Annotated in this window: 1 protein-coding gene; it reads left to right on the top strand. The window is 54.2% G+C overall.

All coding sequences use genetic code 11. From position 1 onward, the window contains the following. The coding region (locus tag BT142_RS18325; protein ID WP_278277582.1) for a SpaA isopeptide-forming pilin-related protein at nucleotides 1–1,250 on the top strand (1,250 nt) is incomplete at both ends.

The following is a 1,250-nucleotide window of genomic DNA, read 5'->3' as shown; positions in this document are numbered from 1 at the left end:
GACACTCTCACCATCTGCGACGCGCTTCGCAAGTTCGGCACCGTAAGCGTAAGCAAGACCGAGATGGCAGGCGGCGACGAGATCGAGGGCGCGACCCTGAAAATCGAGACCACCGCCGACACATCGAATGTTGTTCTGACCCGCGACGGCAAGAACCTCACTGAGGGTACTGACTACACCGTCGAGACGAAGAACGGCAAAACAACCATCACATTCACAACTGGAAGCACCAAGACCTTTGTGACTGGTCTGGCAGAAGGCTCTTACACCTTGACTGAAACCATCGCACCTGATGGATACGTCATCAACGAAAGTACCTTCGACTTCACAGTTAACAACAAGGGCGAGGTTTCCAAGTCCGCAATCGAGGTCATTGACGAGGCTGTCAAGCTGTCCGTCAACAAGACCGATCTCACGGGCAAGACTGAGGTTCAGAACGCTGTTCTGACAATCACCAACGCATCCCTTACTGAAAGCCAGTGGGCTGAGATTGCTTCGGCTAACGCAAGCGTCAAGCTCACCGCAAACGGCGACGGCATCACTTGGACTTCTGGAAAATCGGCAGTAGAAATCAAGTATCTGCTCAACGGCACTTACACTCTCACCGAGACCCAGGGCGACAAGGCGATAACCGACGCTAACGGCAACAAGTACGACGTGCTTGCATCCGAGGTAACGTTCGTTGTGGACAACACCAAGAACGACGTTGTTAAGGTTACTGGCGCGAAGAACAAGTTTGCAAGCGACGCAACCGAGGGTTACGCAGTCTTCGACAGCGACACTCTCACCATCTGTGACGCACTCCGCAAGTTCGGCACCGTAAGCGTAAGCAAGACCGAGATGGCTGGCGGCGACGAGATCGAGGGCGCGACGCTCAAGATCGAGACAACTGCCGACACATCGAATGTCGTTCTGACCCGCGACGGCAAGAACCTCACTGAGGGTTCCGATTATACCGTTGAGACCAAGAACGGCAAAACCACGATCACATTCACAACCGGCACGACCAAGACCTTCGTTACTGGACTGGCTGAGGGCAGCTACACGCTGACCGAGACCATCGCACCTGATGGCTATGTCATCAATGAGAGCACCTTCGACTTCACCGTAACCAACGGCGAAGTTAGCAAGTCTGAGATCGAGGTCATCGACGAGGCTGTTAAGCTCTCCGTCAACAAGACCGACCTCACTGGCAAAACCGAGGTTCAGAACGCTGTTCTGACCATCACAAACTCCAGCCTGACCGCTGA

The organism is Ruminococcus sp. YE71 (assembly GCF_900119155.1).
In the GTDB taxonomy this organism is placed as follows: domain Bacteria; phylum Bacillota; class Clostridia; order Oscillospirales; family Ruminococcaceae; genus YE71.
Note: the sequence above shows the minus strand (reverse complement) of the source record. Positions and strands in the feature narration are given on the sequence as shown.